Origin of the sequence: Paucibacter sp. KBW04, assembly GCF_003852425.1 — a bacterium.
In the GTDB taxonomy this organism is placed as follows: Bacteria; Pseudomonadota; Gammaproteobacteria; order Burkholderiales; family Burkholderiaceae_C; genus Paucibacter_A.
This window is the reverse complement of record NZ_QAJN01000008.1, coordinates 388,965-396,136: the sequence shown is the minus strand read 5'-3', so window position 1 is coordinate 396,136 and position 7,172 is coordinate 388,965. Positions and strand designations below refer to the sequence as shown.

Here is a 7,172-nt window from a genome sequence, read left to right as displayed (position 1 = left end):
CCACTTCGCAGCCGACGCCTTCTGCCGCGCAGACTCCTAGCTCGATTTACTTGCGGATCGGCTTGGGCAGGCGGGCCAGGGTCTCCACGCGTTTGAGCAGTTCGCGGTCGTTCCAGGGCTTTTTGAAGATGCCGTAAAGGCCTTGCACCTGATGGACCCGCGCCTGCAACTCTTCGTGGCCGGTGATGGCGATGATGGGCAGGTCCTCGGTCTCCATACTGCCTTGCACGGCGGCAATCAGCTCGAAGCCGTCTTTATTGGGCATTTCCAGATCGGTCACCAGCACCGCAAAGCGCTGCTCGGCCAGGCGGTCCAGGGCTTCCACCCCGTCGCGAGCCAGGGTCACCTGGTAGCCGGCCGCCTCAAAAAGCTTGCCCAGCTTGGCACGTGCCACGGCCGAGTCATCCACCACCAGCAGGGAGGCCGGGCCGGCCGGCGCCGCGGGGGCGCTGGGCTGGGCCGCGGGCGCCGCCGCAGGGCGCGGCTCCTTGCGGCCCTCGCCGCGCTTGGCCTCACCACGCGCCGGCGGCGGGTTGTCGTCGCCACGGCGGGCGCTGATGAAATAGACCACAACGGCCAGGGGCACGGCAATCAGCGCCGGTAGCAGATAGGGGCCCAGCAGTTCTGGCAGGTCAAAAGGCATGGTGCTCAGTCCTCGATGCGCAGTCATTCTCGACATGAGGGGCTCGGACGAACCCTTTGCGCGGCCGCCCAATCTAACACCGCCATTTGCCCTTCCAATTAGAGAAAAGCCGAGCTTGGCCAGGGCATTCTTGCCCCTGCGCCCGGCGAGCGCCCACAAAAAAACCGACCCAAGGGTCGGCTCTCAGACGGGCAAGCCCGTTTTAACGCTGCTGCTCGCCACCCACAAAGCGGTAGGCCAGGGCGCCCAGCACGGCGCCCACGATGGGCGCGACCCAGAACAGCCACAGCTGCTGCACCGCCCAGCCGCCCACATAGATGGCGACGGCCGTGCTGCGAGCCGGGTTGACCGAGGTGTTGGTGACCGGGATGCTGATCAGGTGGATCAGGGTCAGGGCCAGGCCGATGGCGATGGGCGCAAAACCGGCCGGTGCGCGCTTGTCGGTGGCGCCCATGATGATGAGCAGGAAGAAGGCGGTCATCACGACTTCGGTCACCAGCGCAGCCTGGAAGCTGTAGCCGCCAGGCGAATGCTCACCATAACCGTTGGAGGCAAAGCCGCCGGCCAGATCGAAACCAGCCTTGCCGCTGGCGATCAGATAGAGCACACCACCGGCGGCCAGGCCGCCCAGCACCTGCGAGACGATATAAGGCAGCAGTTGCGAGGCCGGGAAGCGGCCGCCCACCCACAGACCCACCGACACGGCCGGATTGAAGTGGCCACCCGAGATATGGCCGACGGCAAATGCCATGGTCAGCACCGTCAGGCCGAAGGCCAGGGACACGCCGTGCAGGCCGATGCCCACGCCCGGGAATGCCGCTGCCAACACCGCGCTGCCGCAACCGCCCAAGACCAGCCAGAACGTGCCCAGAAACTCAGCACCGTATTTATTCATCGTCATGACCCTCTTGTTAAATCTCAATCTAGATTCGTGAATTTGCCCCGGGCCTGCCCTCGACGAGCCGACCCAAAAGCGCAGGCCATGATGGCGGATGCGCTATGACAAAACAAGCGTGGATTGTCTGGGTGACCCCGCGAACGCCGGGGCTGAGGGGCCGCATCGCCGTCCCTCATTGACGGGACACAAAAAAGGGAAGAACACCCAAGCGTGACTTTGTTGGCACAAGGCCGCACCAGCGCCGCTGATTTTGCAGATTAGGGCAGAGGCCAGGGCCGTTGAGCCGGGCGCAGGCGCTCGAAGGCGGCGGCCAGGCGCAGCACGCCCACATCGTCAAAACGGCGACCGATGATTTGCAGGCCCAGGGGCAGGCCGGCCTGGGTATAGCCGCAGTTGATGGAGGCCGCGGGCTGCTCGCTCATGTTGTAGGGCAGGGTGAAGGCGATGTGTTCAAAAGGCCGCGCCGGGTCGTTCAGCGGGCTGGCCCATTCGGCCGCGAAGGCCGGCACCGGGCTGACGGGTGAGATCACATAGTCAAAAGGCTGGCAGGCCGCCACCGCCGCGTCGCGAAAGGCCGCCATCTGGCTATAGCCCTCGAACAACTCGGCCGCGCTCAGGCCTGCGGCCGTCTCTATCCAGGCGCGGATATAGGGCAGGACCCGGGCCTGGCGCTCGGGCGGCAGCTTGCAAAAGTCCAGCCAGGAACGCATGCGCCAGAACTTGTCCAGGCCCTCGATCATGGCCCGCGTGCTGAAGGCCGGCAGCGGCTCGACTTGGGCGCCCGCATCCTGCAACAGGCGGGCGGCGGCCTGCACGGCGGCCGCCGTCTCGGGCTCCACCGCCATGCCCCAGCCGGCGTCCATCTGCAGGCCCAGCTTGAGGCCGCGCAAAAACTCGCCCGGCTCTTCATCGGGCAGCCGCCAGTCCAGCTCTTGCGCCGGCAGGCTGCTGGCATCGCGCCAATCGGGCTGGCTGAGCACGGCCATCATCAGGGCCGAATCGGCCACCGAGCGAGTCATGGGCCCGGCCACCCGCCCGGCATAGGCCGGTTTGATGGGGATGCGGCCCAGGCTGGGCTTGAGGCTGAAGATGCCACACCAAGCCGCCGGCAGGCGCAAGGAGCCGCCGATATCGGTGCCCACATGCAAGGGGCCATAACCCGCCGCCGCTGCGGCGGCGGCCCCGGCGCTGCTACCGCCCGGGTTCTTGCTCAGATCCCAGGGGTTGCGGCTGAGCGCATGAAAGCTGGACAGGCCCGAGCTGAGCATGCCGTAGTCCGGCATGGTGGTCTTGGCCAGGAGCAGGGCGCCGGCTTCACGCATGCGCGCAGCCGGTGGCGCGTCCTCTGTTGCCGGGCTCAGCAGGGTGGCGGCCGTGCCCAGGGGGATCGGGCAACCCTGGGTGGCGATGTTTTCCTTCAGTGTCAGGGGCACGCCGTCCAGGCTCACAAATTGGCTGCCAAGCTGGCGGCCTAACTGGCGGCCCAAGGGCTCGCCGCGCAGCCAGCGGGCCTCGGAGGCGCGCGCCTGGCGGCGGGCGGCCTCGGGGTCGGCGGCGTAGAGCGCGCACAGCCGGGGCTCCCAGGCCTCGATTCTCTGCAGCACCGCCTCCAGCACCTCGACGGGCGACAGCTGCTTGCTTTGATACGCCGCCAGCATTTCGGCGGCGCTGAGATCGGCCAGCGAGGCGGCGGGGAAGCTGCTGGCGGGCCGATTCTGCATGGCTGAGGCTGAGTGGCTACCAGCCCACGGCGGGCAAGAGGGCGCTGGCGGCCGCGGTGAGCGCCAGGGCGGTGGCGGCCGCGGCGCCCGTGAAGGCGGCAGCCTCGGCCAGGCGGGGCGACACGCCGGGGTCCTCGGCCAGGCAGGCCATGGTCTCGCGGATATGTTTGCGGCTGAGCGCCTCGGCCTCGGCGGCGCGGCCATGCTTGATCGCGTCCACCAGCTTGCGATGCTCATCAACGCCCAAGCTGGCGCGCTCGGGGCTGATCAGCACCGAGGGCGCAAAAATCGTCGAGGTCATGCGCACCAGACTCATCTGGCCGCGCAAAAACTCATTGCCCGAGAGTTCGATGACGCGGGCGTGGAACTCCACATTCAGGCGCACATATTCGGCCGGCTGCCAGGGGCTGATGGCGGCGTGCTGCTGCGTCACCAAGCTGCCCAGCTCGGCCTCGGCGCGGTGGGCGCCGCGCTCGGCGGCCTGGCGGGCGGCCAGGCCGTCCAGCATCTCACGCAGGGCAAAGGCGTTCAGCAAACGCGAGCCTTCCAGGCGCACGACGCTGACGCCGCGCGCACCCTCGGGCACCACCAGGCCTTCGCTCTGCAGCAGGCGCAAGGCCTCGCGCAGCGGCGTGCGGCTGACGTTCAGCTCCTCCGACAACTGCACCTGGCGCAGCAATTCGCCCGGCCGGTAGATGCCACCATAGATGCGCTGGCGCAGCACATGGGCCACCTCTTCGACCAGGCCGGCGCGGCCGGATCCCATCGGATCAGGCTCGGCACCCTCGCTGCCTTGGTGGGCATCTGGGTCAAAAACAGGGGTGGGGGCTCTCAAAAAAAAGTCCTTGGCAATAGCGGGGCTGGGCATTCTGACCGACAAAAGCCCTGCCGGCAGGCGCTGCTCGCACGCTCAGGGTTTGTTCGGGGTCGCTTTGTCCTTGCTCGCCGCCAGGGCTTGGGTGGCCTTCAACATGGCCGCCACATGGCCCTCGGCGTTCAGGCTGGCATGGAGGGCGACGATGCGAGCCTCGCTGCTGATCAGATAGGAAATGCGGTCGGCCGTGCCCGGCATCAGCATCAGCTTGGCGTCGTAATCCTTCATCACCTTGGCGCCGGCATCGGCCGCCACGGCAAACTTGTTACGGCAAGCCTCGACCGAGAATTTCTTCAAGGTCTCGATGGAATCATTGGAAATGCCGATGACGGTGGCACCCAGCTTCTCGAACTGCTCCGTCGCCTCGGCGAACTGATGCGCCTCCAGGGTGCAGCCGCTGGTGAAGGCCTTGGGGTAGAAGTACAAGACCACCGGGCCTTTTTTGAGGGTCTCGGCCAGATTGAACTTGAAGGCCTTGCCGGCCAGGGCGGCCTCGGTCGTGAAGTCGGGCGCCGCTGCGCCCACGGGCAGGGCCGCCAGGGCGGGAGCAAGCGGCCAAAGCGGCAGGCTCAGAGCCGCCAGACAGAGCAGGCGGCGAACCCGCGACATGGGGGGCATTTGCTTTTGCATGGAACAGACCTTTGGAAAATTGCTGCGGCGAGGTGAATCATGCCTGTTTGCCCAAAACGCTGCTGAAGTCCGGCATTCCCTAACGCAGAATTGCGCGGCTCAAGCAAACACTGCCGCCCAGCCCATGCCCAAGTTCAGACTCTCCCTGCTTGCCTTTCCCCTGCTGCTGAGCGCCTGTAGCGCTGGCAATGAGTTTGTGGATGAAATGGTCGAGGACACCTCCTGCGCCTTCTTGGGTTGCGTGGACTCCGCCACGCTCGCCCCCAGCGAGATCAGCCCCAACTATGTGGTGACGCAGGAGAACGGCTTCGTGCGGGTGCACGCCAACCTGGGCAAAGGGCGCGAATTCTTGACCCAGGTGCGCCCCAGCAATGGCGACCACCTGAGCCTGAGCAGCGGCGGGTTGAGCAGCAATTTGTCCGACACCGATGGGCTCCGCATGCGCTATGTCGGCGAGTTGCGCGAGGCCAGTGAACAGCCCCAGGTCAGCGTCAACTTCATCCGCGGCAGCGAGGTGCATGCCAGCAGCGTGACCCTGCCCAAGCCGCTGAGCGTGCTCTCACCCGCCAGCCCCAGCAATCTGGGCCGCTCAACGGGCACGCTATGGGTGCGGCTGCAGCATGATGCCAGCCTGATTCCCGGCCTCAGTGTGGACCTGAATTGCAGTCGCAGCGACGGCAGCAGCTTTAGCGGCAATACCTTGGTGAATAGCAAGCTGGATGCGGCAGCCCCGGGCGGCGCGGCCATGGCCGTGAGCACCTTCGACCTGGACCAAGCGCTCAATCTCTACGGCCAGGGCCTGGACCCCAAAAACCCCAACAAGTCCCTGGTGCAGCGCTGCGAGCTGGATTTCATCTGGCTTGTGAGCGTGAGCGGTCAGGTGGCGCCGACATTGTCGAAGTTCGGCGGCATCCGCGCCGAGCGCCGGGCCAAGCATCAGATCAGTTACGACGCCCGCCTCTGAGGCCGCGAGTTCAGGCCGGCAACCAGGCCTTGAGCGAGAGCGCCTGCACCGCCTGCAGGCCGCCAAAAGGCTGGGCTAGCGCGCTCACCTGCTCGGTCTCGGCCGCGTCCAGGGCCTGGGCGATCTGCAGATAGACGGCCCAGGGCCCGGTTTGCGCCAGCAAGGCCTGACTGGCCTCGCTAGGCAGTTGCAGCATGGCCGCCGCCTCGGCCGGGCTGCAATGCAAGAGCTGGGGCAGGATGGAGGCCAGGCCCAGCAGGTACAAGGCCTCGGGCTTGGCGTCCCCGGCGGCGCGGGCCAAAAGCTCCAACAAACGGGCGCGCGCCAGGGCCAGGGCCTGCAAGGCCTGCAGCGCCGGGCGGGCGGGTGAGAGGCGAATCAGCATCTGCGAGGTCCAGCGGTAGAGCGCGTCGCGACCCAGCACCATCACCGCTTGCTCGATGGACTCCAGCGCACGGCCCGGCGTGGCGCCCGCGCTGTTCAGGTACTGCAGCATGCGCACGCTCAGGGCTGCATCGGCCTTGATGTCGGCAGCCAGCAAGGCCACGTCTTCGTCCCGCACCAGGCGGGCCAACAATTGCATCAGCGAGCGCGCCTGCGGCGGCAGGGCATGGGCGGCGGCCTCGGCGGGCTCGCCGCTCTTGGCGTCCAGACGGCAGCTGGCCAGGGCCACGGGCGGGGCCAGCAAGGCCTCCATCGCATCCACATCGGGCAGGTCCAGCAGCAGCAAGGCCAGGCCGGGCGCTTGCGGGTAGCTCTGCGCAGCCAGACGCATGGCGAGGCGGCGGGCGGCATCACTCATCTCGCCAGCGCCACCCTGAGCGCGCTTGTCCTTTTGCAGATCGGGCACGATGAAATCCGGCCGGCCCAGAGCCAGCAAGGCGGGCCCATCGGCCAGGCGCCAACCGACCAAGGCGCCGGCCTGGCGCAGCCGGCTCAGCAAGGCCTGAGCCGCCTCGGCGGCGGGCATCTCATCGCCAGGCCGCAGCAGCAGATACATGCCCGGCAACACCACGCCGGGCTGCTCGCAGCGCAGCAACCAAGCCAAGGGCAGCTCGGTCAAAGCCACAAAGCCTTGCTGTATGCATTGGCGCATGGCGGCCAGCAAGGCCGAGCATTGGGCGGCACCTGTTGCCGCATCGCGGCGCTGCAACAGACGCGCCAGCAAGGCTTCGCCCAGTTGGAACTCAAAGCCCGCCAAAGCGCCCTTGGCCGAGACCAGGGGGCGGCGCGCGCCCACGGCGGTGGACAAACCGGCCTCCCCACCCGCCACTGGCATGGGCACGGCGGGACGCAGGGCGGCGGCCGCAGGCCTTGCGACAGCAGCGACAGGTGGCGGCACAGGAGGCCTAGCCCCGCGGAAAAAGCGGACGAGTCGGGTCAGAATCATTGCCGCTAGCGTCGCATCTGGCGGGCCAGATCAAGCCCGGAGAAAGCCCGCA

7 protein-coding genes are annotated in these 7,172 nt (G+C 67.4%); 1 reads left to right on the top strand and 6 read right to left on the bottom strand.

Annotation, left to right across the window (positions count from 1 at the left end; translation table 11 throughout):
* Positions 1-46 precede the first annotated feature (46 nt).
* The 5 genes from DBR47_RS11515 to DBR47_RS11495 form a co-directional block, all read right to left on the bottom strand.
* The gene (locus DBR47_RS11515) at positions 47-643 is read right to left on the bottom strand and encodes a PleD family two-component system response regulator (protein ID WP_197047013.1); all 597 of its coding nucleotides are present in this window, start codon (positions 641-643) and stop codon (positions 47-49) included.
* Between the two features lie 202 nt (positions 644-845).
* A complete protein-coding gene (aqpZ, locus tag DBR47_RS11510) occupies positions 846-1,538 on the bottom strand; it encodes an aquaporin Z (RefSeq protein WP_124450122.1) in 693 nt (230 codons plus the stop codon).
* Between the two features lie 260 nt (positions 1,539-1,798).
* Positions 1,799-3,262 carry an amidase gene (locus tag DBR47_RS11505; protein WP_124450041.1) on the bottom strand — a complete coding sequence of 488 codons (1,464 nt, stop codon included), beginning with the start codon at positions 3,260-3,262 and terminating at the stop codon, positions 1,799-1,801.
* A 16-nt stretch (positions 3,263-3,278) separates the two neighbouring features.
* Positions 3,279-4,028 (bottom strand): GntR family transcriptional regulator, encoded by a 750-nt coding sequence (locus DBR47_RS11500; protein WP_124450039.1) that lies wholly within the window; start codon positions 4,026-4,028, stop codon positions 3,279-3,281.
* 144 nt (positions 4,029-4,172) lie between these two features.
* Positions 4,173-4,745 (bottom strand): peroxiredoxin, encoded by a 573-nt coding sequence (locus DBR47_RS11495; RefSeq protein ID WP_124450037.1) that lies wholly within the window; start codon positions 4,743-4,745, stop codon positions 4,173-4,175.
* Positions 4,746-4,890: 145 nt separating this feature from the next.
* On the opposite strand from DBR47_RS11495, the gene DBR47_RS11490 reads away from it, so the two are divergent.
* On the top strand, positions 4,891-5,730 hold the full coding sequence (locus DBR47_RS11490) for a hypothetical protein (protein ID WP_124450035.1): 840 nt from the start codon (positions 4,891-4,893) through the stop codon (positions 5,728-5,730).
* Positions 5,731-5,740: 10 nt separating this feature from the next.
* Here DBR47_RS11490 and DBR47_RS11485 read toward each other — a convergent pair whose 3' ends face one another.
* On the bottom strand, positions 5,741-7,009 hold the full coding sequence (locus DBR47_RS11485) for an HDOD domain-containing protein (RefSeq protein ID WP_231512265.1): 1,269 nt from the start codon (positions 7,007-7,009) through the stop codon (positions 5,741-5,743).
* Between the last annotated feature and the right edge of the window lie 163 nt (positions 7,010-7,172).